This window comes from Dyella sp. RRB7 (assembly GCF_022761115.1).
Classification (GTDB): Bacteria; Pseudomonadota; Gammaproteobacteria; order Xanthomonadales; family Rhodanobacteraceae; genus Dyella.
Genome location: NZ_JAKWJS010000002.1, coordinates 512596 through 537151 on the forward strand (window position 1 = coordinate 512596; position 24556 = coordinate 537151).

Annotated in this window: 10 protein-coding genes; 8 read left to right on the plus strand and 2 right to left on the minus strand. The window is 68.5% G+C overall.

Translation table 11 applies throughout. From position 1 onward, the window contains the following. The first annotated feature begins 37 nt into the window (after nt 1-37). From MJ606_RS08595 to MJ606_RS08630, 8 genes are all read left to right on the plus strand, one after another. Nucleotides 38-7288 (plus strand): polyketide synthase, encoded by a 7251-nt coding sequence (locus tag MJ606_RS08595; RefSeq protein ID WP_243049110.1) that lies wholly within the window; start codon nt 38-40, stop codon nt 7286-7288. Continuing rightward, nucleotides 7285-13716: a non-ribosomal peptide synthetase gene (locus MJ606_RS08600; RefSeq protein ID WP_243049111.1), complete on the plus strand. Its 6432-nt coding sequence runs from the start codon at nt 7285-7287 to the stop codon at nt 13714-13716. The genes MJ606_RS08595 and MJ606_RS08600 overlap by 4 nt, the downstream gene beginning before the upstream one ends. A 30-nt stretch (nt 13717-13746) precedes the next feature. Beyond that, nucleotides 13747-14877, plus strand: coding sequence for a glycosyltransferase family 2 protein (locus MJ606_RS08605; RefSeq protein ID WP_243049112.1), 1131 nt, complete (start codon nt 13747-13749; stop codon nt 14875-14877). Then, nucleotides 14871-15980 (plus strand): polysaccharide deacetylase family protein, encoded by a 1110-nt coding sequence (locus MJ606_RS08610; RefSeq protein WP_243049113.1) that lies wholly within the window; start codon nt 14871-14873, stop codon nt 15978-15980. Before MJ606_RS08605 ends, MJ606_RS08610 begins: the two co-directional genes overlap by 7 nt. Next, the gene (locus MJ606_RS08615; protein WP_243049114.1) at nt 15968-17233 is read left to right on the plus strand and encodes an O-antigen ligase family protein; all 1266 of its coding nucleotides are present in this window, start codon (nt 15968-15970) and stop codon (nt 17231-17233) included. The genes MJ606_RS08610 and MJ606_RS08615 overlap by 13 nt, the downstream gene beginning before the upstream one ends. Before the next feature lie 66 nt (nt 17234-17299). Then, on the plus strand, nt 17300-18655 hold the full coding sequence (locus MJ606_RS08620; protein WP_243049115.1) for a phenylacetate--CoA ligase family protein: 1356 nt from the start codon (nt 17300-17302) through the stop codon (nt 18653-18655). Beyond that, nucleotides 18652-19761 (plus strand): glycosyltransferase, encoded by a 1110-nt coding sequence (locus MJ606_RS18400; protein ID WP_243049116.1) that lies wholly within the window; start codon nt 18652-18654, stop codon nt 19759-19761. The genes MJ606_RS08620 and MJ606_RS18400 overlap by 4 nt, the downstream gene beginning before the upstream one ends. Nucleotides 19762-19766: 5 nt before the next feature. Then, a complete protein-coding gene (locus MJ606_RS08630) occupies nt 19767-20945 on the plus strand; it encodes a glycosyltransferase family 4 protein (RefSeq protein ID WP_243049117.1) in 1179 nt (392 codons plus the stop codon). 7 nt (nt 20946-20952) lie between these two features. Here the strand turns inward: MJ606_RS08630 and MJ606_RS08635 are convergent, their stop codons facing one another. Continuing rightward, nucleotides 20953-23061, minus strand: a complete 2109-nt coding sequence (locus tag MJ606_RS08635; RefSeq protein WP_243049118.1) for an NAD-dependent epimerase/dehydratase family protein — start codon at nt 23059-23061, stop codon at nt 20953-20955. Then, a complete protein-coding gene (locus MJ606_RS08640; protein WP_243049119.1) occupies nt 23058-24248 on the minus strand; it encodes a glycosyltransferase in 1191 nt (396 codons plus the stop codon). Before MJ606_RS08640 ends, MJ606_RS08635 begins: the two co-directional genes overlap by 4 nt. Between the last annotated feature and the right edge of the window lie 308 nt (nt 24249-24556).

Sequence of the window (24556 nt, forward strand, 5' to 3'; positions counted from 1 at the left end):
GCTCGTGGATGCGGCCGAACCCCATGCAGTGAACGCCATGAATGCGAACAGCAGCGAAATCGGGAATGCCGGAGCGACCGCCACGGGCCTGTTCGACGTATTGCCGCGCCGGCCCGGCGCCACGGCCGCAAGTAGCAGGGAAGCGTGTGACATCGCGGTCGCGGTGAATGCGACGACCGTGGCCCCGGTGGTGTTGCTGTGCGGCGCGCTGGCGCTGGCCGAATCCCGCCTGACTGGCGCCGATAGCGTCATCGCGACGGTGACGATGCACGGCGTGGCGCACCAGGCAACCATCGATGTGCCTCGCGAGCTCGGCCAGCATGCATGGCTGGATACCGTGGCGCTTGCCCTGGCCTGTGCGGAGGCGCCGACGGTCCATGCCGCCTGGCATGCCATCGACGCCGGCAGTCTTCCCGCCTTCGATGCAAGTGCCGCCAGCCGGTGGCGCCTGGATCTTGCGACATCGCGCCTGCACGGAGCGCTGCAGTCGCCGTTCCATGGCGAGAGTGCGACGCTGTTTGCCCGCTGCGTGCAGCACGCGCTGGCCGCGCTTTCCTCGTCGGAGGAGGTGTCGCTGGGGAAGATCGACCTCATCGATCCCGCCGAACGCCAGCAGCTGCTGCACAGCTGGAATGACACGGCCGTGCCGCGCCATCCGGGCGACACCGTGCACGGCCTGTTTGCCAGCACCGCCAGGCGCTATGCCGCGCGCATCGCCGTGGCATCGAGCGAAGCCTCGCTGCGCTATGACGAACTCGACGCGCAGGCCGATCGCGTAGCGGCCGGACTCGCCGCCGCCGGGGTCAAGGCCGGCGATACCGTCGGCCTGCTGCTGGATCGCTCGGCGACGGCGATCATCGCCATGCTGGGCATCCTCAAGGCCGGCGCGGCCTATCTGCCGCTCGATGCCAGCCATCCCGCGGAACGGCTCGCCTTTACCCTCAACGATGCGCGCGCGGCGCTGGTGATCGCTCCCGCACAGGCACCTGCGCTGGCGGGCATCAGCATGCCCATGCTGCCGCTTGAGCAGCTGCAGGCCGCCACGCCGCCGTCCTCGCTGCCTTCGCTGGATGGCAGCGCGCTGGCCTATGTGATGTACACCTCCGGCTCCACCGGCACGCCCAAGGGCGCGCAGATCATGCATCGCGCGATCATCCGGCTAGTGCGCGAGGTGGACTACGTGGCGTTTGGCGACGCGCCGCGCGTGCTGCATGCCGCGCCGCTCGGCTTCGACGCTTCGACGCTGGAGATCTGGGGCGCGCTGCTCAATGGCGGCACCTGCATCATCCACGGCGAGCACATTCCCACCGGTTGCGGATTGGCACGCACCATCCAGCGCTACGAAGCGCGCATCGCCTGGCTCACCGCGGCGCTGTTCAACGCCATCGTCGATGACGACGCCAGCCGGCTGGAAGGCTTGCGCCAGTTGCTGATCGGCGGCGAGGCGCTGTCGGTGGCGCATGTGCGCAAGGCCTATGCCGCCCTGCCCGATGTCACCATCATCAACGGCTACGGCCCCACCGAATGCACCACCTTTTCCGCCACCTACGCGATCCCGCGCACGCTCGATGCGCAGGCGCACTCGGTGCCGATCGGCCGTCCCATTCCCAACACCACGCTGCACGTGCTCAACGCGCATGGCGAACATGTGCCGGTGGGCGTGGCGGGTGAGCTGTATATCGGTGGCGCGGGCCTGGCACGCGGCTATCTCGGCCAACCGGTGCTGACCGCCGAGCGCTTCGTGCCCGATCCGTTCGGCGCGCCCGGCGATCGCCTGTATCGCACCGGCGACCTGGTGCGCTGGCTGCCCGAAGGCGTGGTGGAGTTTATCGGCCGTACCGATCATCAGGTGAAGATTCGCGGTTTCCGCATCGAGCTGGGCGAGATCGAAGCGGCGCTGCAGCGCCAGCCCGGCGTGCGCGCCGGCGCGGTGCTGGCGCGCGAGGACCAGCCGGGGCAGAAACGCCTGGTGGCATACTACGTGGCCGACGATGCGGCGCTCACGGCCCGCCAGTTGCGCGAACAGCTGGCCAAGGCGCTGCCCGAGTTCATGGTGCCAGCGATCTACCTGCGCCTCGAAGCGTTGCCGGTCACGCCGAACGGCAAGCTCGACCGCCGCGCCCTGCCCGCCCCCGATGGGCGCCGTCCCGAGCTGGCCGATGCCTATGCGCCCGCGGCGGGTCCGCTGGAACAGAAACTGTGCGACTTGTTCGCCGGCATGCTTGGCCTGGACCAGGTCGGGCGCCTGGACAACTTCTTCGACCTCGGCGGCCATTCGCTGCTGGCGGTACGCACGGTGGCGCGCATCCATGCCGAGTTGTCGAGCACGCCCACCATTCCCGCCTTCTTCGGCGACCCGACGCCGGCCGCGCTGGCAGCGCTGATCGAGGGACGCAGCACCCGCTCGGCACTCGCCTCGCGCATGGCGCACGGGCGGCAGGGCGACCAGGGCGAGTCCATCGCCATCATCGCCATGGCCGGGCGTTTTCCCGGCGCCGGCGACGTGGAGACGTTCTGGGACAATCTCCGTGCAGGCCGCGAGTCGATCACCTATTTCAGCGCCGACCAGCTCGACCCCGCGGTACCGGCAGCCGATCGCAACGACCCTGCCTATGTCGCCGCACGCGGCGTGATCGATGGCGTGGAAGATTTCGATGCCGCCTTCTTCGGCATGTCGCCGCGCGAGGCGGAGCTGACCGATCCGCAGCAACGCATCTTCCTGGAGCTGTGCTGGGAGTGCATGGAGCGCGGCGGCTATGTGCCGGATGCGCACGCGGGGCCTGTCGGTGTGTTCGGCGGCATGCACAACGCCACCTACTTCCAGCGCCAGCTCAGCACCCGCCCCGACCTCATCGACAAGCTCGGTGCGTTCCAGGTGATGCTGGCCAACGAGAAGGACTACCTGACCACCCGCGTCGCCCACAAGCTCAACCTCACCGGGCCGGCGATCAGCATGAACACCGCCTGCTCCACCTCGCTGGTGGCGATCTGCCAGGCCGTCGCCGCGTTGCGCGCGGGCCAGTGCGACATGGCGCTGGCCGGTGGTTCCTCGATCACCTGCCCGCCACGCAGCGGTTATCTTTCGCAGGAAGGCTCCATGCTGTCGCCGGACGGCCACACGCGCAGCTTCGATGCGGACGCGCAGGGCACCGTGTTCAGCGATGGCGCCGCCGTGGTGCTGCTCAAGCGGCTCTCCGATGCGCAACGCGATGGTGACACCATCCATGCCGTCATTCGCGGCATCGCGGTGAACAACGACGGCGGCATCAAGGCCAGTTTCACCGCGCCCAGCAGCGCGGGCCAGGCGGCGGTGATCGCCATGGCCCTGGCCGACGCCGGCGTGGAAGCACGCTCGATCTCCTATGTGGAAACGCACGGCACCGCCACGCCGCTGGGCGACCCCATCGAGATCGAAGGGCTCACGGCCGCCTTCCGCCAGAGCACCGACGAGCGCGCGTTCTGCGCCATCGGCTCGGTCAAGAGCAACGTGGGCCACCTGGTGATGGCCGCCGGTGCCACCAGCGTGATCAAGACGGCGCTTTCCCTCCGCGAGCGCACCTTGCCGCCCTCGCTGCACCTGCGCGCCACCAACCCCAAGATCGATTTCGCCAACTCACCGTTCGTGGTCAACGACAGCCTGCGCAGCTGGCAGGCGCAGGGCGGCCCGCTGCGCGCTGGCGTCAGCTCGTTCGGCGTGGGCGGCACCAATGCGCACGTGATCCTGGAAGAAGCCCCGGCGTGCGAGCCTTCCGGGCAGGCCAGCGGCCCGCAGCTGCTGCTGCTCTCCGCGCGCTCGGCGAACGCCGTCGGTGAGGCCGCCTCGCGACTGGCTGCGCACCTCGCCGCGCATCCGCAGCAGAACCTGGCCGACGTGGCGCACACGCTGGCAATCGGACGCAAGGCGTTCGCCCAACGCCTGTGCGTGGTGGCGGCCAATACCGAGGACGCCGTCGAACGGTTGCGCGCCGTCGGTGCGGCCAACGCACGCAGTGCCGCGAACCCGGCGCCGGGCGTGGTGTTCCTGTTTCCGGGCCAGGGCTCGCAATACGCCGGCATGGGACGCGAGTTGCATGCCGGCGAGCCGGCGTTCCGCCACGCCATCGACGAATGCGCCAAGCTATTGCATAGCGAACTCGGCTTCGACCTGCGCGAACGCCTGTTTGCCGATGATGCGGATGCGCTGCGCGAAACCTCGCTGACCCAGCCCGCCACCTTCGCCATCGAGTACGCCTTGGCGAAACTGTGGATGGCCATGGGCCTCCAGCCGCAGGCGATGATCGGCCACAGCGTGGGCGAGTTCGTCGCGGCGGTGCTGGCCGGCGTCATGAGCCTTGCCGATGGCGCACGGCTGGTGGCGCGTCGTGGCCGCCTGATGCAGGCCTTGCCGCCGGGCGCGATGCTGTCGGTTCGCCTGGATGCCGCTTCGCTCGCCGCGCGCCTGCCCGAGACGCTGCAACTGGCTGCCGAGAACTCGCCCAACGCCAGCGTGGTGAGCGGAGCCAGCGCCGATGTCGAAGCGTTCCGCGTTGCGCTTGAACGCGATGGCGTAGCCTGTCGCCTGCTGCAGACCTCGCACGCCTTCCACTCGGCCATGATGGATCCCGCGTTGGAACCGTTCCGCGCAGAGGTCGCGCGCATCACGCTGTCGACCCCGGTCATCCCCATCGTATCGACGCTCACCGGCGCGCTGCTTGCCCATGACCAGGCCAGGTCGGTGGATTACTGGACACGCCATCTGCGTGGCACGGTGCGCTTCTCCACGGCCTTGTTGAGCCAGCTGGAAAACGCATCCTCCGTGCTGCTGGAAGTGGGGCCGCGCAGCGCGCTCACCACGCTTGCGCGCCAGCACCCGCAGTGCCGTGGCCGGATCGTGGTGCCCTCGCTCGCCGATGCCCCGCACAACGAGCGCGCGGCGTGGCTGGATGCGGCAGGCCAGCTGTGGTGTGCCGGCGTCGCCATTGCCGTCGACGCGCTTGATCATCGCCAGCGCCGCCAGCGCGTGCGGCTGCCGACCTATCCGTTCGAACGCAAGCGCCACTGGATCGACGCCGCCCTGCCCCAGGCCGCGGCCGTTGCATCGCCCGTCGCGGCGCCCGCGCCGACCCTTGTCGTCCCGCCTTTCACCCCACCGTCTGCCCCTCTTGTGGAGAGTTCCATGGATGCCAATCTCCCCGGCGCGAATGCCGGCTCGGCGCGCTACCCCCGCCTGCTGGCCCAGCTCACCGAGCTGTTCGAGGACGTGGCCGGCACCGAGCTGCAAGGCGCCGACCCGACTGCGGGTTTCGTCGAGCTCGGCCTCGACTCGCTCGCCCTGACCCAGGTCGCGCTGCAACTGCAGAAAACCTTCGCGCTGAAGATCACTTTCCGCGAACTGATGGAGTCGTTTTCCTCGTTCGAGCGCCTCGCCATGCACATCGACCAGCTTCTGCCGCCGGATGCCACGGCACCGGCCACGCCCGCCACGGCGTCCGCCGTCGCGGCCGCTCCCGCCATCGCCGCGCCGGTTGCCTCCGGCATCCAGGCCAGCGCCAGCGGCAACCTGGTGCAGGACGTCATCCAACAGCAGATGTTGATCATGCAGCAGCAACTGGCCTTGCTGGCCGGTGCCGCGAGCGCCGCGCCGGTGGCGGCCGCCGCGACCATCCAGCCCGCGGCCACCGTCGCTGCCCCGTTACCTGCGGCACCGGTCGCCGCCAGCCAGCCGCCCGCCCAGGATGAAGAGTCCTCGCTGGCGCACACCACCTACGACGTCAAGAAAGCCTTTGGCGCGATCGCCCGCATCCACTCCACCCAGACCGAGCTGACCGAGCGCCAGCGCGCGCGCCTGGAAGCATTCATGCGCCGCTACATCGATCGCACGCGTGCCTCCAAGGAGTACACGCAGCGCCATCGCGACCACCTGGCCGATCCGCGCGTGGTCAACGGCTTCCGCCCGCTGCTGAAGGAAATGATCTACCAGATCGTGGTGAACCGCTCCAAGGGCTCCAAGGTGTGGGACCTGGACGGCAACGAATACGTCGATGCGCTCAATGGCTTCGGCATGAACCTGTTCGGCTGGCAGCCGGACTTCGTGCTCGACGCGGTGCGCCGCCAGCTCGACGCCGGTTACGAGATCGGCCCCCAGCATCCGCTGGCCGGCGAAGTGGCCGAGCAGATCTGCGAGCTCACCGGCTTCGACCGCGCGGCGCTGTGCAACACCGGCTCCGAGGCGGTGATGGGAACGGTGCGCATCGCGCGCACGGTCACCGGGCGCGACACGCTGGTGATCTTCACCGGCTCGTACCACGGCATCTTCGACGAGGTGATCGTGCGCGGCACCAAGAAGCTGCGCTCGGTGCCCGCCGCGCCGGGCATCCTGCGCAATACCGCCGAGAACGTGCTGGTGCTGGACTACGGCACGCCCGAGTCGCTGGCGATCATCCGCGAGCGCGCGTCCAGCATCGCGGCAGTGCTGGTGGAGCCGGTGCAGAGCCGCCGGCCGGACTTCCAGCCACGCGACTTCCTCAAGGAGCTGCGCGCCATCACCGCCGATGCCGGTGCCTTATTGATCTTCGATGAAGTGGTGACCGGCTTCCGCTCGCATCCGCGTGGCGCGCAGGCCGTGCTCGGCATCGATGCGGACCTCGCCTCCTACGGCAAGGTGGTCGGCGGCGGCTTCCCGATCGGCGTGATCGCCGGCAAGCGCCGCTACATGGATGCGCTCGACGGTGGCGGCTGGCAGTACGGCGATGCCTCGATACCGACCGTGGGCGTCACCTATTTCGCCGGCACCTTCGTACGCCATCCGCTGGCCCTGGCGGCGGCGCACGCGGTGCTCGACCACCTCAAGAGCAACGGCGCCGCGCTGCAGGAACGCCTCAACGCGCGCACCGGCCTGCTGATGGACGAACTCAATGCGTTCTGCGCCGGCGTGGGCGCGCCGATCAAGCTGGTGCACTTCGCCTCGGTGTGGAAGACCAACTTCACCGAGGATCACCCGTTGCAGGATCTGCTGTTCGCCATGATGCGCAGCCGCGGCATCCATGTGCTGGACAACTTCCCCTGCTTCTTCACCACCGCGCATAGCGAGCAGGATTTCGTGGCCATCGCCAAGGCCTTCAAGGAATCCGTGCTGGAAATGCAGGAGGCCGAATTCCTGCCGCGCCACAAGAATGTCGAGGCACTGGTGCTCGACGCCAGCCGACCGCCGGTGATGGGCGCGCGCCTGGGCAAGGACCAGGACGGCAACCCGGCGTGGTTCGTGCCCAATCCCGACGCGCCCGGCAAGTTCATGAGGGTCAACGCATGAGCCCCAACAACACCACGCCCGCACCGAACATCGCCCCGGTCGCGGTCGACTACGATCCATTCGCCGGTGCGGCACTGGCGCGCGTGGTGCCCGCCACCGCGCCCCAGCGGGAAGTGTGGCTGGCCTCCACGCTGGAGCCTGCCGCCTCGCTCGCCTACAACGAGTCGGTCTCGTTGCGCCTCAAGGGCACGCTGGACGTGCCGGCGCTGCAGGCTGCCCTGCAACAGCTGCTGGAGCGCCATGAAGCGTTGCGCGCCACGCTGGGCAACGAGGGCGAAGAGCTATACATCGCCGCGCAGCAGGAACTGCCCTGCCCGCTGCGCGATCTTTCGGCGCTCGACGCGGCGACGCGGGACGCCGGGATCGCCGCCACGCTGCAGCGCGCCGTCACCATCCCGTTCGACCTGGAAAACGGCCCGCTGGTGCGCGCCGAGCTGTTGCGCCTGGGCGCGCAGGATCACCTGCTGGTGTTCACCGCGCACCACATCGTGTGCGATGGCTGGTCGTTCGGCGTGATCGTGCGCGACCTGGCCGCGCTTTATGCCAGCCAGCTCGGCATCGGCAGTGAACCGGCACCCGCCAGCCTGTTTGGCGACTATGCGCTGGCCGAGGCCGCGCATGCGCAGAGCGGCGAGGGTCGCGAGGCGGAAGCCTATTGGCTCAAGCGCTTCAGCGACGCCACGCCATCGCTCGACCTGCCCACGGATCACCCGCGCCCGCGCCAGCGCACTTTCACCTCGCGCCGCGAGGACCTTGCGCTCGACGCCGCGCTGATCGCCGACATCAAGCGCATGGGCGCCCAGCGAGGCGCCAGCCTGTACGCCACCTTGCTCAGCGCGTTCGGCCTGCTGCTGCAACGGCTCAGCGGACAGGACGACGTGGTGATCGGCATCCCTTCCGCGGGACAGGCCGCCGGCGGGCTCGACACCCTGGTGGGTCATTGCGTCAACGTATTGCCGCTGCGCGTGGCGATCGATCCTGCCGCAACGTTCTCGGACAGCCTCAAGCAGGTGCGCGCCGACCTGCTCGATGCCTTCGACTACCAGCAGTACACCTTGGGCAGCCTGCTGGCGCGCCTCGCGTTGCCGCGCGATCCGGGCCGGCTGCCGCTGGTCAGCGTGCTGTTCAATCTGGATCAGGCACTGGACGAGCGCAGCGTGAGTTTCCCCGGGCTCGCCTTCGAATTCGCGGGCAACCCGCGCGCGTTCGAGAATTTCGAGCTGTTCGTCAATGCCGTGCAGGTCAACGGCGGCGTGCGCCTGGAATGCCAGTACAACAGCGACCTGTTCGATCAGGCCACCATCGCCGCGTGGCTCGATGCCTATGCCACGCTGCTGCGCCACGCCGCGGCCACGCCCGAGCTGGCCGGTGGCGCGCTGGGCCTGGTTTCCGATGCCGCGCTGCAAGCCCTGCAGGCCCTGCAGCCGCCACGCACGGGCTATCCGGCGCAGCAACTCGCGCACGAATATTTCGAGCAGCAGGTGGATCGCGCGCCTTCGCGCACCGCCATCAGCACCGGCCCCACGCCATGGAGCTACGCCCAGCTGGAGGCGCGCGCCAATCGCATCGCGCACGTATTGCGTGAGCGCGGCGTGGCACGTGGCAGCCTGGTGGGACTATCGCTCGCGCGTAGCGCAGACATGGTGGCCGCGCTGCTGGCGGTGCTGAAGACCGGCGCCGGCTATGTCCCGCTCGATCCCGGTTTCCCGTCCGAACGGCTCGCCTTCATGGCGGAGGATGCCTCGCTCGCCGCGTTGATCGTGGACGATGCGGCATCCACCGCCTTCGCGTTTCCCGCTGCGCAGATCCTGTCGCTTGCGCGCGACGCCCAGGCCATTGAAGCGGCCAGCCCCGCGCGACTGCCACGCGACGAGAAGGCGGCCACGCCGGAATCCGTGGCCTACCTTATCTATACCTCCGGCTCGACCGGCAAGCCCAAGGGCGTGCGCGTGCCGCATCGCGCCACCGCCAATTTCCTCAGCAGCATGCAGCGCGAGCCGGGCATCGGCGAGGACGATCGGCTGGTCGCGGTGACCACGCTGTCCTTCGACATCGCCTTCCTGGAACTGATGCTGCCGCTCAGCGTGGGCGCCGCCATCGCCATCGCCAGCTACGACGATGTGCGCGACGGCGCGGCCATGCGCCGCCTGGTGGAACACAGCGGCGCCACCATGATGCAGGCCACGCCGGCCGGCTGGCGCATCCTGCTGGAATCGGGCTGGCCCGGCCACGCCGGTTTCAAGGCCATCGCCGGCGGCGAGCCGCTGCCGCTGGACCTGGCCGAGACGTTGCTCGAACGCTGCGGCGAACTGTGGAATGCCTATGGCCCCACCGAGACCACCGTGTGGTCGACGCTGTGGCGGGTGAGCCATCCGCGCGCGGGCATCTCGATCGGTCGCCCCATCGCCAATACCACGGTGCACATCCTCGACGAACTCGGCGCGCCCTGCCCGCTGGGCATGCCCGGCGAGATCTACATCGGTGGCGACGGCGTCACGCTGGGCTACCTCAACCGGCCCGAACTCAACGCCGAGCGTTTCCTGGCCGATCCCTTCGCCGGCCATGCGCAGGCTCGCATGTATCGCACCGGCGATCGCGGCCGCTGGCTGGCCAATGGCCTGCTGGAACATCGCGGCCGGCTGGATTTCCAGGTGAAGATCCGCGGCTATCGCATCGAGCTGGGCGAAATAGAAACCGCGCTGGCCGAGCTGCCCGAAGTGGCGCGCGCGGTGGTGGTGGCGCGCGAGGATCGTCCCGGCGACGTGCGCCTGGTGGCCTATGTGGTGCCCAGTGAAGGCGCCGCGATCGAAGAGACGGAACTGTGCCCGCGGCTGCGCCAGCGCTTGCCCGACTACATGCTGCCGCAGCACATGATGGCGCTGGAGGCCATTCCGCTGCTGCCCAACGGCAAGATCGACCGCAAGTCGCTGCCACCGCCGCCGGTGCATTCGGTGACGGCGAACCGCGAACGACAGGCGCCGCAAACCGACACCGAGCGCCGCGTGGCGGCCGCGATGGAAACCGTGCTGGCGCTGCCCGAACTGGACGTGCGCGACAATTTCTTCGCGCTGGGCGGTCATTCGCTGCTGGCGGCCCAGCTCACCGCGCGCCTCAATCGCGAGTTCGACATCACCTTGTCGTTCCGCACGCTGTTCGATGCCCCCACCATCGCCAGCCTCGCCGCTACCGTCGACGAGCTGCGGGCCAGCGGCAAGGCGGTGGCGGCGCCCCCGATCCTGCCGCGCCCGGAACAAGGCCGCGCGCCGCTATCGCTGATGCAGCGCCGGCTGTGGGCGCTGGACGAACTGCAACCCGGGCGCGTCACCTACAACGCGCCATCCGCGCATCGCCTGCGCGGCCCGCTGCACGAAGCCGCGTTCGAGCAGGCCATGCAGGAACTGATGCGGCGGCAGCCGATCCTGCGCACCGCGTTCCGCCACAACGGCACCGATGTCGAGCAGGTGGTGGAGGATGTCGCGCTGACCCTGTTCCCCGCCGAGGACCTGTCCGCGCTGCCGGCCGACCAGCGCGAGCAGGTGTTGATGCAACGCCTGCAGGCGCTGACCGACACGCCGTTCGAGCTGACCCGCGCGCCGCTGTTCAGCGCGCGCATGTTCCGCCTGGCCGATGACGAGCATGTGTTCTTCTTCATGCCGCACCACATCATCTGGGACGGCTGGTCGTTCGACATCCTGTATGCCGAGCTGTCGCAGCTCTACAAGGCGTTCGCCGAGGGCAAGCCCTCGCCGCTGGCACCGTTGCCGGTGAGCTATGGCGATTTTGCCGCGTGGCACGCGCAATGGCTGGAGAGCGAACCGTTCCAGGCCCAGCTTGGCTACTGGCGCGAACGGCTGGCCCGCGCGCAGGAAACGGATGCCCTGCCCACCGACGCGCCGCGTCGTCCGGGCATGTCGGGCGTGGGCCGTACCGAATGGATCCATGTGTCCAGGGAAACCACCGACGCCATGCACGAGGTGGCGCGCCAGGCCGACGCCACGCTCAACATGGCCTTGCTGGCGCTCTATTACGTCCTGCTCAGCGGCATGTCGGGCCAACGCCATCTGGTAGTCGGCACGCCGGTGCGTGCGCGCAACCAGACCGAGGTCGAATCGGTGATGGGTTATTTCAACAACCTGCTGCCGCTGCATGTGACGGTCGATCCCTCGCTGCGCTTCATCGACTTCGTGCGCCAGGTGAAAGATGCGGCCATCGAAAGCTTCGGCCATCCCGATGTGCCACTGGAATACCTGCTGCGCGAACTGCGCACCGGCCACGGCAACGGTGCGGTGCTGTACCAGGCGCTGTTCTCGTTCCAGGATGCGCGCCAGCGCGTGGTCGACTGGGGTGGCCTCAGCCACGAGCAGATCCTGCTGTTCCAGAGCGGCGCCACGGAAGACCTGGGCCTGTGGTTCCTGGAGAACACCAAGGGCATGCTCGGCGGCGTCACCTACAACGCCGACATCCTGCATGCCGACACCGCGCGCCTGCAGCGCGACCGCTATCTCGCACTGATGGCGCGCGTCTGCGCCGACCCCACGCAATCGATCCAGACGCTGAACTCGGCCAGCGCCGACGAGCTGGCGCAGATCGCCCGCTGGAACACCGCGGAGCCTTCGGCCGCCGCCGCGCCAGGCGATGTCGTGACGCAATTCGAGGCGCAGGCCGATCGCGCACCCACGCAGGCGGCACTCGCCGTCGGCGGCTGGAATACCACCTATGCCGACCTGGACGCCCGCAGCAACCGCATGGCGGCCTGCCTGCGCCAACGCGGTGTAGGCCATGGCAGCGTGCTGGGACTTTGCACCGCCCCCGGCATCGGCCGCCTCGCCGCCATGCTGGGCGCGCTCAAGACCGGTAGCACGGTGGTGCTGCTCGATCCCGATGATCCGCCGGCACGATTGCAGGACCTGATCGCCGACGCCGGCATCGGTCTCCTGGTCGGCGATGCCGCGCTGGAGGCTTCGCTGGGCTGGCCGCGCGCGAAGGCCCTGTGGCTCGATGCGGATACCAGCGAGATCATCGCCGCCTCCAGCCAGCGCGGCACGGCGGAATCACGCCCGCCCGACAGCGCCGCGCTGGTGGTATACGTGCCCGGGGGCGACGGCCGGCCGCAAGGCGCCGCCATCAGCCATGGCGCACTGGCGCGGCTGCTGGATGATCTGCGCGGCGCACTCGACCTCACGGCCAGCGATCGCGTATTGGGCATGGCGCCGGCCGACACCGGCCTGGCCATCGTCGAACACCTGTTGCCCTTGTGCACGGGCGCCACCTTCGTGCTCGCCAGCCTGCATCACGCCAGCGATGGCGAGTTGCTCGCCAGCCTGATGCAGGCCACCCGTACCAACGTGATGTTCGCCCCGCCTGCCGCGTGGCGCGCGCTGCTGGCCGCCAGCTGGAGCGGCGACCCACAGCTCAAGGCGATCTGCGCCGGCGACGCACCGACGCCGGAACTCGCGGCCCGGCTGGCATCGCGCTGCGCCGGGCTGTGGAGCCTGTTCGGCGCGGACGACAGCGCCTTCGTCGCTACCTTCGGCCGCATCGATCGTCCCGCCGATGGCCTGCATCACGGCCGTCCGCTCGCCGCCACCACGGCGTGGATACTCGATGCCCAGCAGCGCCCGTGCCCGATCGGTGCCATCGGCGAGATCCATCTGGATGGCCAAACGCTGAGCACGCCTTTCGGCCAGCGCGCGACGGCGACGCCGGTCCGCAGCGTGTCCGTCACCGGTGCGCCGGCCCTTCGCGCCACGGGCTACCGTGGCCGCTGGCTTGCCGATGGCCAGGTGCAGGCGCTGGGCCGCCTCGACCGCCGCGTGCGCGTGAACGGCCACGAGGTCACGCCCGCTTCGGTGGAAGCGCTACTGCGCAACCAGCCCGGCGTTGCCCAGGCCATTACGATGTCGCGCGCGGATGCCGCCGGCGACATGCAGGTGGATGCCTATGTGGTGGCGGCGCCAGGCGCCGCGCTCGATCGCGATGCACTGCGCACGGCACTGGGGCGCACCCTGGCCGCGCATGAAATGCCGCGGCATCTGGTCCTGCTGGAATCGCTGCCCCTGCTGGCCGATGGCCATGTGGATGTTGCCGCGCTGCCGCTGCCGGGTGCGCACACCGACGATCTGGCCGCGCTTGCCGTACAACCCAGGACACCGGGCGAGCAGCGGCTCGCCGCGCTGTGGTGTGAGCTGCTGCATCTCACCCAGGTGCGCACCAGCGACAATTTCTTCGACATCGGCGGCCATTCGCTGCTGGCCGTGGAAATGGCGGCGCGCGTGCAGCGCGATACCGGCGTGCGGCTGAACCTGCTGGATATCGCCAACGGCACGCTCGGCACGCTGGCGGCGGAGCTGCCCGGCGCAGCGCCCGCGCAGACCGAGCGACCGACGCCGCTGGGGCAACGCCTGCGCCATCTGTTCGGACGACGCTGACATGAACGCATCGGTTTGGGGGAAGCCGATATGACTTCACTGGTCTACGCCGTGTTCCTAGCGTCGGGGTGGCTGCTGCTCTACACCTTCGCAGGCTACCCCGCCGGGGTATGGCTGCTGGCGCGCTGGCGCCCGCAGGCCATCCACAAGCAGAACACGGTGCCGACGGTCAGCGTGATCATGGTGGCGCGCGACAACGCACTGCATATCCAGGCCAAGCTGGCCAACCTGAGCACGCTCAACTATCCGCGCGAGCGCATGGAGATCATCGTTGCCTGCGATGGCTGTCGCGACGGCACGCCCCGGCTGGCCCGCCGCTTTCATGACCGGCGCGTGCGCGTGCTGGAATACCCCGTGCCGCGGGGCAAGTCGGCCTGCCTCAATGGCGCCGTGGCCGATGCGCGTGGCGACGTGCTGCTGTTCACCGATGCGCGCCAGACGCTGGCTCCCATCGCGCTGCGCGAACTGGTGGCCAACCTGGCCGACCCCCACGTCGGCATCGCCAGCGGCGAGCTGTTGTTCACCGACAACCATACGAGTTTCGCCCAGGGCATCGATACCTATTGGCGCTACGAGAAGGCGCTGCGCCTGGCCGAGAGCCAGTCGGGCTCGACCGTCAGCGTGAGCAGCGCGCTGTACGCCATGCGCCGCGAACTGTTCGAGCCGCTGCCGTCCGATACGGTGCTGGAGGATGTGCTGATTCCCATGCGCGTGGCCGCCGCCGGGCGGCGCGTGGTCTTCGAGCCGCGGGCGCTGGCGTGGGATCGCCTGGTGCAGCATCCCGAGCAGGATCGCGAACGCCGCATGCAGAGCCTGCTCGGCCATTGCCAGCTGATCCAGCTGGCGCCGTGGCTGTTGTCGCCGCGCGGCAATCCACTGTGGCTGCGCTTCGTGAGCCACAAGCTGCTGCGCCTGGCGGCGCCCTGGCTGTTGCTGGTGCTGGCGCTCACCGCCTCGGTGCTGGCGCGGCACCACCTGGATTGCCTGCTGACCTTTGCGCTGCTGGTGGGCGTGCTGGCATTGGCCGCGGTGGGTTCGGTGCAACCGGTGTTCTCCCGCTGGCTGCCGGTGCGCCTGGCGCTCACGTTCTACTACCTCAACCTCTTTTCCGCGCAGGCCCTGGTGGCCTACGCCCGTAAACAGGGAACGCCGCCATGGTGACGCACCTGGAAGACAGCGGCAGGGCCGTCGGCCTGCGTGGACAACTCGGCCAGCTGTGCTACAGCAGCGGCCTGCTGCATTCGCTGCAGCGCGTGCGCTCGTGGTGGCGCCGGGACCTGCGCGTGCTGGCGTACCACCGCGTGCTGCCATTGCCCGATCCGGCCAGCTACGAGTTCGACCTCGGACTGATCAGCACGCCGCCGGAGCAGTTCCGCGAGCAGATGCTGCTGCTCAAGCAGCGCTTTCACCCGATGCGCCTGAGCGACGTGGCCGCCGCGATCGACGAAGGCCGCGAACTACCGGCCGACGCGGTGGTGGTGACTTTCGACGACGGCTACGACGACAACTATCACGTGGTGTTTCCGATCCTGCGCGAACTGGGCGTGCCGGCCACGTTCTTCGTGTCCACCGGGCACATCGACAGCGGCCGCCCGTATGCCTATGACTGGCTGGTGCACATGGTCCTGCTGTCCCCGGCCACGCGCCTGTCGCTGCCGGAGCTGGGCCTGGACGTGGCGCTGCCCGCCGACCGCAACGGCCGCCGCGCGATCGCGGTGGACGTGCTGTACCGCATGAAGGAACTGGGCGCGCTCGACCAGGCCGCGATGATCGAGCGGCTGGAACACGAATGGGACATGCCCTCGGACGTCGCGCCGCCCGACTGCCGGCCGATGACCTGGGACCAGTTGCGCGAGATGCACGCGGCCGGCCTGGAGATCGGCTCGCACGGCGTGCATCACTGGATGCTGTCCAAGCTGCCGCAGGCCGAGCTGGAGGCCGAGATTCGCCAGTCGAAGGAAGCGCTGGAGCGCGAACTGGGCGTGGCGCCGCTGCTGATGTCCTACCCGGTCGGCAGCGGTCGCGCATTCGACCAGCGCGTGATCGATGTCACCCGCGATGCGGGCTATGCACTGGCATGCAGCTACATCAGCGGCACCAACCCGCAACCGGCATCGAATCGCTACGCGCTGTATCGCCTGGCGGTGGAACGCAACATGGGCAAGGGCTGGTTCGACGCCATGCTCACCATGCCGAACCTGATGAGCTACCCCACGCCCGAGCACTTGAACGGACAAGGTGAATCGCCCGCATGTTCCCACTGATCCTGCTCTACGTGGTGCTCACCATCGTCCGGCCGCAGGAATACATGCCGGCGCTGCTGGGCGTGCCGGTGCTGCCGGTCACGCTTGGCCTCGCCTTCGTCTGCTGGCTGTTTTCCCGCGACCGCACGTTCGCCGCGCCGCAGTTCCTCATCCTGGCGGTGTTCCTGCTGGTGGTGATGGTCTCCCAGGTGGTCAACGGCTGGTCCGGCGGTGCGCTGGCGCAGTTGGAGAAATTCGGCCCCACGGTGGCCGCCTTCTTCATCCTGGCCACGGCATGCACCCGTCGCCGTCGCGTCACCGTCACCATGGGGGTCATGGTGATCTGCGCCACCGTGCTGGCCTTGCATGGCATCCAGCAAGCCAGGACCGGCGTGGGCTGGACCGGCATACGGGTGGGCGAGGACGGACGCATCCAGTACATCGGCATCTTCAACGACCCCAACGACCTGGGCATGCTGTTCGTGGCCACGGTGCCGATGGCGCTGTTCCTCAGTCGTTACGGCGGCGTGCCCGGCCGCCTGTTCTGGCCTGCCTGCGCACTGCTCCTGCTGTACGGCATCTACCTCACCAATTCCCGCGGCTCCCTGCTCGCCATCCTGGTCGTTGCGGGCATCTATGTATGGCATCGCCGGGGCATCGTCACCGCCGGCGTGCTCGGCGCGATCGGGCTGGGCTGCATGAAGCTGCTGTCCTCGCGCATGCAGGAACTGGACGCAGGGGAGGAGTCGGCCAATGGCCGCGTCGATGCCTGGTATACCGGCCTCGATCTGTTCAAGTCGCATCCGGTGTTCGGCGTGGGCGCGGGCAATTTCACCGATTACAACGACCTCACCGCGCACAACTCGCTGGTGCTGGTGCTGGCCGAAACCGGTTTCATCGGCTATGTGCTGTGGCTGGCCTTCGTCGGCTACAGCCTATGGATGATGATCGTCGTGCTGCGCCGCAAGCCCGATGCCGCCACCGAGCCGGAGCAGTTTGCGCTGTGGCAGGCCGAACGTCCGTTGACGCTCACCCTGCTGCTGTCGATGTGCGGCATGTTCGCCTGCGCGTTCTTCCTCAGCCGCAGCTACATGGTGGTGCTCTACCTGATCCTTGCCATGGTGGTGGGCTACTACATCGGCTTGCGTCAACGCCTGCCGTGGCTGCCGGGCTTCAGCCTGGGCAACGGCGGCTGGCGCTGGGTGCCGGCGGCCATGGGCAGCATCGCCGGGCTGTACGTGCTGGTGGCCGTGCTGTTGAGGACGGTCGGATGAACCCGGCACGCGCCAGCGCCGATCATCTCGTGCGGGTACGCCGTCGTGCCCACGGAGGCCAAGACCATGCATGACTGGTACGAACAAGCGTTTCGCCGCGTGTTGTATCCCGCCTACGAAAGCGGGCTGCGCCGGCGGCGCACACTGTCGTGGCTGGCCGACTACGAGCGCAACCAGTGGCTGGCGCCCGAGCAGCTCGCCGCGCTGCAATGGGCGCAGCTGAAGCGGTTGCTGGAGCACTGCTATCGCGAAGTGCCCTACTACCGCACTCAGTGGCGCGCATTGGGCGTGACGCCCGACGATATCCGCAACCTCGACGACTATGCGCGGCTGCCGCTGCTGACGCGCGCCGACATGCGCGAGCACTACGAGGCCCTGAAAGCCGACTCCTGGCGCGACCGCTTGCTCTACAAGGTCACCGGCGGCACCACCGGCGAACCGTTGCGCCTGGGCTATACCCGCGAAAGCAACGACCGCCGCCAGGCCGTGATGTGGCGCGGCTACGGCTGGGCCGGCTCGCGCATGGGCCGGCGCACCATGTACCTATGGGGCGCGCTCGGCCAGCCACCATGGAAACAACGATGGAAGGACCGGTTGTTCAACGCCGCCTTCGCCCGCCGCATGGTCAACAGCTTCCACATGAGCGAAGCGAACATGGCCGAGTACGCGCAGGCGGTGGACGACTATCGCCCCACCATCCTGGTGGGCTATGTCGGGGCGCTGGTGCGGCTCGCCGAATGGCTGGTCGACCATGGCCGGCGGGTGTTCCGGCCGCAGGCCGTGCTGTGCTGCGCCGAGGTGCTGCACGACTTCCAGCGCGAGCTCATCGAGCGCGCCTTCGGCTGCGTGGCGTACAACACCTACGGCTGCCGCGAAGTCATGCTGATCGCCTCCGAATGCGAGCATCACCATGGCCTGCACATGAACATCGATCATCTGGTGATCGAACTGGCCAAGCCCGACTACCACCTGGCCAACGAGCGTACCGGCGAGGTGGTCATCACCGACCTGTCCAACTACGGCATGCCCCTGCTGCGCTATGCCAACGGCGACATGGCCACCGCGGGGACGTCCCGTTGCCCATGCGGCCGTGGCCTGCCGTTGCTGAGCCACGTGGACGGCCGCGTGCTCGACATCATCCGCACGCCGGATGGCCGCGCCCTGCCCGGCGAATTCTTTCCCTACCTGTTGTGCCATGTCGAAGGCGTCACCGGTTTCCAACTGGTGCAACGCCGGCTCGACCGGCTCGATCTCACGGTGGCGCGGGGCAAGGGCTTCAGCGACGACTCGCTCACGCACATCCGCCACGAAATACACAAGGCGCTCGGCGACGGCATCGAGCTGCATTGCCAGCTGGTGGATGACATTCCGCTCACCCGCAGCGGCAAGACGCGCCTCACCATTTCGGAACTGTCTTCGTGAACATCACCCACGTCGTCGAGAACCTCAACCGCGGCGGGCTCGAACGCATGGTGCTGGAGCTGGTGAAGCTGCAGCACCGGCAAGGCCACCGTTGCCAGGTGATCTGTTTGTTCGAGCCCGGCTCGCAGGCGCATGAACTGGATGCGCTGGGGATACCGGTGACGGGCTGCCACAAGCGGCGTGGCATGGACCTGCGTGCGCTGGTGCAGGCACGCCGGCTGATCCGGCGGCACGATACCGAGGTGCTGCATACGCATAACGCCGTGGCGCACTACCTGGCGGTACTGGCCAGTATCCAGCTGGGCGTGCGTTGCGTGATCAACACGCGCCATGGCATGGGCATGACCCAACGCACGGGACGGCGCGAATGGCTGTACCGTCGCGCGCTGGCGCGCACCGACACAGTGGTCGCCGTCTGCGAGGCGGCGCGGCGCGATGCCGTATCGCAGGGCATCGTGCCGCTGCCGATGGCCGCCGTGGTGCCCAACGGCATCGCGGTGGATAGCTTTGCGCCCGCCTCGGCGGCGATGCGCCAGCGCCTGCACGGGCTGCTCGGGCTCGACCCGCACCACACGCTGATCGGCAACGTCGGCCGGCTCAACTGGGCCAAGGACCAGGTGGGACTGATCCGCGCGTTCCGCCAGCTGCATGCGCAGCGCGCCGACACCGCACTGGTGCTGATCGGCGATGGCGAGCTGCGCGCCCCGTTGCAGCAGTGCGCGGCGCAGGAGGGCGTGCGCGACAGCGTGTACTTCCTGGGCGACCGCACCGATGTCCACGAACTGCTGCAGGGACTGGACCTGTTCGTGCTGTCCTCGCTCAGCGAGGGCTACTCCATGGCCCTGCTGGAAGCCTGCGCGGTGGCCTTGCCCATCGTCGCCACCGATGTCGGCGGCAACGCCGAGATCGTGCACGACGGGCACACCGGGCGGCTGGTACCACCGGGGGACCCGCAGGCGCTGGCGGAAGCGATGCTCGCGCTGTTGCGCGAACCGCAGCAGGCCAGCGCCTGTGGCCGCGCCGCGCGCGAATGGGTGGAAGCCTACGGCTCGCTGGAAACGATGGCCCGGCGCTACGCCCTGCTCTACCGTGGCGCCATGGATTGACCGATATGCGACTGCGCATCCTGATCCTCACCAACCTCTTCCCCACGCCATGGGACCCGCTGCGCGGCGCGTTCAATCGCCAGCAGTTCGAGCGGCTCGGCCAGCATCACGACGTGGACGTGCTGACCGCGGTGAGCTTTACCGAGCGCATGGGCGGCGTGAAGGGCGATGTGCGGGTCAACCATCTGCACACGGATCATTTCGTGTTCTTCTATCCACCACGGCTGGGCCGCCCGCTGCATGCGCTGTGCTGGCTGCTTTCGCTATGGTGGCAACGCGGACGCCAGCTGCGCGCCGCCGGCTACGACTGCCTGCTGGTGAGCTGGGCCTATCCCGATGCGGCGGCGGTGCGCTGGCTGGCTCGTCGCCTGGGCCTTCCCTATGTGGTGAAGGTGCACGGCAGCGATCTCAACGTGCACGCCTTGCAGACGCTGGTGCGCCCGCAAGTACGCGGCGCGTTGCGCGAAGCCGGCGCGGTGGTGGCGGTGAGCCAGGCGCTGGCCGACAAGGCGGTGACGCTGGGCGCCGATCCCGCGCATGTGCACGTGATCTACAACGGCGTCGATCCGAGCCTGTTCGCGCCGGACGCGCGCGACAAGGCACGCTGGCAGCTGAAACTGACATCCGACACGCCGCTGTTGCTCTACGTGGGCAACCTCAAGGCCAGCAAGGGTTGCCTCGACCTGCTGGAGGCCTTTCCTGCGCTGCTCGCCGTGCATCCGCAGGCCCGCCTGGCCTACGTCGGCGAAGGCGCCTGCCGTGCCACATTGCTGGAACGCGCCAGGGCACTGGGCTGCGAGGATCGTGTCCTGCTGGCCGGCGCGGTGGCGCACCACGCGCTGGCGGATTGGTTCCACGCCGCCGACCTGTTGTGCCTGCCCAGCCATAACGAGGGCGTGCCCAACGTGGTGCTGGAAGCCATGGCCTGCGGCATCCCGGTGGTGGCCACCCAGGTGGGCGGCATACCCGAGGTACTGCCGCCACACGCGGGCATCCTGGTGCCGCCGCACGACGGCGCCGCACTCGCCGCCGCACTGATCGATGCCAGCGGGCGCGACTGGGACAGCCACGCCATCGTGGAATACTCCAGCCGCTTTCGCTGGAGCGACAACATCGACCGGCTGGGGCGGATCCTGCAAACCGCCACCTTCGGCGAAGCCGCCGCGGATTGTTCGACGACCTGAGCCCTCGCTACTTGTCGACCACGCCGGCGAGGCCGTTCACCGTCACCCGTGGCTCGTCGGCAAACATGATGTCCAGCCCACGACGCAAGCCCACGCGCGGTACCCAGCCCAGCAGGGTGCGGGCGATCTCGGGATCGAGGTTGGCCAGCGGCCGCAGCGAACGCACGCGGTAGCGCGTCAACGGAACGCTGCGTCCAAGCAGTTTGCCCAGCACTTCCACGCCGCTGGCAAGCAGCATCAGCACAGGGGTGGGCCAACGCATCAATTTCAGGCCGGCGCCGCGCTTGCGCTTGACCCGGGCCAGATACTCGCCCTGGGTGATCGGCTGCGGATCGACTATGTGCACCACGCGCCACTGCGCGGCCGGCGAGTCCGCCGCCAGCAACAGCGCGTCGACGACGTCGTCCAGGTAAACCAGCGGCAGCGTCTGGCTGGCGGGCCCCACCGCAATCCAGCGCCCCGCAATGGCCAGCGCGCCATTGGGCGTGACGTGTTCGGTGCCCGGCCCCACGATCTGCCCGGGCCGCACGATCACCGCGCGCAGGCCATGCTGGACGATCGCGTCGGCGACCAGTTGTTCCGCCGCCAGCTTCGATTGCGTGTACGCACCGCGACGTTCCGGATACGGCTCGAACGGCGAGGTTTCGGTCACGGCGACCAGCGGATCGCGCCCGGCGTGATCCAGCACGCTCAACGAGCTGACGTGAACCAGCCGCTGGGTATCGTGCTTGAGGCACGACTGCACCACGTTGCGCGTGCCCCACACCGTGCCCGCCTCGAAGTCGCGTGGCGTACCGCTCATGGTGGCACCCACGTGATACACGGTGCGCACGCCCTTGACCGCATGCTCGACGATACGCGGATCGCCAAGATCGCCGACCACCATCTGCACGCCGGCCAGCTGGGCCAGATCGGTATCGGCGCGCCTGACCAGCACGCGCACGCTGAGGCCATGCCTGCGCAGCGCCGTCACCAGGGCGCGGCCAAGCAGGCCGGCGGCGCCGGTTACCAGCACGTCGGCGGGAAGCAACGCCACCACCCGGCTTTCGAGTTCGCGCTCGCGCTCCGCATCGGCCTGCCGGCACACCGCCTCCATCAAGGCGATGGGGCGCCGTCCGTCCTCGGCGCTTATCGGCGGCGCCGTGCCTTCATGCAGCGCGCGAGCAAATGCCTGCGCGCTGGCCTGGATGCCCGGCGAGGGCAGCAACCGCCGGGTGGCGAAGCGCCATACGTTCCAGGGGATACGCACGCTGTCGCGTACCGCGCCGGAGAACGCCGAAAGCACCATGCCCACGAACTTCGGCCCCGGCAGCAGGCGTCGCACGCGGCACAACTGCAGGAAGCGGTCCACTTCGATGATGCCGCGCGTGCCCTGCACGATCAGGCGGCTCTGCATCGGCCGCACATTCCACGACAGCAGCAAGCGTCCGCTGCCTTGCTCGCACTCGGCACTGGCACGCCACTCGTCGAACTTCAGCTGCGCCGAGCGGCCGCTGGATCGGTAGTCGATATCGACCTGATGGATCGGGCCGAGGAATGCTTCCAGCGTGTACAGGCCATGCACGCCAAGGTCACGGAACGGATAAGAGCCCTGCCTGACCTGATCAGGCAGCGGGCCGCCAGCGTAGGGCGCGTAGTCCGAACTGCGCAGCACATCCACCGCCACCAGCTCGCCGCAGGCGCCCGAGCGCACCAGTTCCCGCGCCTGCATCACCACCGGGTCGAACAGGTCGGAATGATCCACCGACAGCACCAGCCCCTTGTCGCGGGCATGCGCGATCATCGCATCGCACTGCGCCACCGATTCGGCCATCGGCTTTTCGACAAACACATGGCAGCCCATGTCCAGCGCGCGCAGCGTCAGTGCGCAATGGCTGGATGGCGGCGTCAGTACATAGATGGCGTGCGGCTTGCGCGCGCCCAGCTCGGCGAGATCCGTGGTGGCCAGGTCGATGCCGAAATCCGTCGCCAGGCGTCGCGCCGCGTCGAGGTCCAGATCGCAGATGCCCACGATCTCCACGAAATCCAGGCGTTTGAGCGCGGCGAGGTGATAGCGCGCAACATAACCCGCGCCGATCACGGCGATCCGCAAGCTGCCGTGCATTTGCGCACTCATTCCTGGGCTTCCCTGGCAAGGTGTTCCATGTCGACGACAGCCATCGACGAGCTCACTTCGGCAAGCACTTCGGCCACCCGGCGATCCCAGGTCTGCTCGGCCACGGCCGCCATGCGGGCCGCTGCGGCGGCGGGCGAGTCTTCGCTCAGGGCATTTTCGATTTCCGCGAGAAAAGCCTCGCGCCCTTCGGCAATGCGCACCCAATGCGCGAACTTGGCGATCTCCGGATTGCTCACCGCCACCACCGGCTTGCCGGTCGCCAGGTACTCGCGCAACTTCAGCGGGTTGGCATGCTCCACCTGCCGGTTGCGCCGGTAGGGGATGATGGCCACGTCGAACGCCTTGGCCCAGGCCGGCAACTCGGCATAGGGCTGCGCGCCCACCAGCCGCACGTTGGCCAATGCGCTCAGCCCGGGCAGCTTGATGGCCGCGTGCCCGACCAGCAGGAAGGTCCACTGCGGCCGCTCGCGGGCCAGCCACTCGATCAGCTCCACGTCGATCCACTCATGGATCGAGCCGAAATAGCCCACCACCGGACCGGTCAGGTCACGCGCGGGCGCTGGCACCACCGTGGCCGGGTCCATCGCGCGGGCGAACAGGCCCGCATCGACGCCGTGTGGCGAGTAACGCGTGTTCGCGTTGATCGCCTGCTTGGCGGCGAGCAGCGCGGGCGGCGCCACGAACAGCAGGTCGGCGCGACGGGACAATTCCAGGTCGCGCGCCGCGATCACGCTGGCATCCACGCCTGGATGCGCCGCGTAATCGTCAATGCAGTAATACACGCAGAACGCCTCGCCCAGTTGATGGGCAAGAAAGCCCGGGTGCGGTGCCACGAACCACGAGATGTACCTCGACGTACCCAACACGCGCATCGCGCGCCGCACCGCCCAGCGACTGAACGCGTAATTGAACGCGTTCACGCCAGGCACGCGACGGAACGGCAGCTGCGGCACGGTGCAATGCCACAGGTTGGTACCGATGGGGCGTGGCCGGCGCCATGCTTCGCAAAGCTTGCGCCAGGCGCGCCGGATATCGCGCCCGCTGGCCTGCGGCGCACGCATGCCGGGCGAATCGACATACAGCACGGGCAGGCTCGCGGCCAGACGCGCGGCCACGTGATGGCTGCTGGTGCGGTTTTCCGCATGCCAGTCGTTGCCGAAATAAACCACGCCATGCTGTGCCAGCACGTACCCTCCCCTGATGGAAGCATGCAGATTTCCAAGGCCCTGCACGCTGTGGAAAAACGGTATCCGATCGATCCACGGCCTGGAATAAGACAGGGGCCTTAGCTGCATGGGGCATATGGGCTATGCGCGCCACGGCATGGCGCGCCATTGTCGCCCGCGTGCACTACATGGCATCGCCACCAGCAACCCTATCGCGTCGCACCAGCCTTTCGTCATAGCCCATTGGTGACATGCCCGCGATTACCCCCATGCCTTGCAGCCAAAGGGTCGGCGCGGATGGTTTGGCCCATACTTGCATGCAGATAGCG